Origin of the sequence: Streptomyces sp. Ru72 (assembly GCF_002920635.1) — a bacterium.
Taxonomy (GTDB): Bacteria; Actinomycetota; Actinomycetes; order Streptomycetales; family Streptomycetaceae; genus Streptomyces.
Genome location: NZ_PQSR01000237.1, coordinates 1 through 1,012 on the forward strand (window position 1 = coordinate 1; position 1,012 = coordinate 1,012).

The window sequence follows — 1,012 nt, forward strand, 5'->3', positions numbered from 1 at the left end:
CGTACTCTACGGCGACGGGCGGGCTGCCGGGCAGCAGCATGTCTACTCGCCACGACCGTAGCCGCCGCTTCCCCTCGACCGTAGATGACGCGTGGCGCGCAACGGACCCGGGGCTTTGAAGGCCGGGCAGACGTGTCTGCAATGCCGTGAAAATTTCCTGTTCTCGTCGTGAGACGCCCCTCTTGCCGCACCGAGGGCACCCGGTTCCTTGAACGTGCCGGTTGTAGACCGATGTCTTCCACCGATGGCTGTCATCGCGCAGACACCGCCACCACACACTCTGCACTGCCACGACTGATCCTGTCAGTGGCAGCCCCACAGGATTTTCGATGTGTCCCCAGTCGTACTCGTCTGCGAGGTCGGGGCGCAGATAGGCGAGCGACCTACTGCCCTGCCACCAAGCGGGCACGCCCGCCTCAGTCAGCAGCTGCAACCAGCGCTGCCGCTCTTGGCCTAGTCGTCGCTGCTGCGCCTGACGCCAGACGGAGTATTCGCCGTCCACAGGAAGCTGCTGCTGACCTTCCCGGAGGAAGGCGTCGGCCAGAGCCCGCTCTCTGTCTAGCAACCAGCGGATCGCTGCCGACCGTTCCTGCGGTACCGCCTCCTCTGCCGGATCGCCTTGCCGGGGATGCGGGCTGGCCAGCCCCTCCGAGCATGCTGGTACATCACTCATGACTAAGGGTGTAGCACCTGGCACTGACAGTGCGCTTTGTTCGCACCCGACATCGCCAGTTGATGCCGTGCCGCCTGCCGGCGCTACCTGCGCCGCAATCGGTCATGGGCAGGGTCGACGTGCGCTGCAGCATGGCAGACGACGGGCTGCCGTTACGCAGATCAGCATGCAGGGGCCGTGTTACGTGCCCTGTGCAGCGCTGGCTTCGCTTGTCGTGCGAGGAGGTCGATAAAAAAGTCCGTGAGGAGCTGCTCGCCGCCCGACGCGGTGAGCTCCCAGCCGCCGAAGCGGTAGACCTCGTATCCGGCCAGGCGGAGCCGGCGGACCTCTACAACATCA

At 65.3% G+C, this 1,012-nt stretch carries 1 protein-coding gene; it reads right to left on the minus strand.

Features of this window, described 5'->3' with window-relative positions:
- The coding region (locus C3488_RS39660) for a zinc-ribbon domain-containing protein (RefSeq protein WP_181139391.1) at positions 1-673 on the minus strand (673 nt) is incomplete at its 3' end.
- Between the last annotated feature and the right edge of the window lie 339 nt (positions 674-1,012).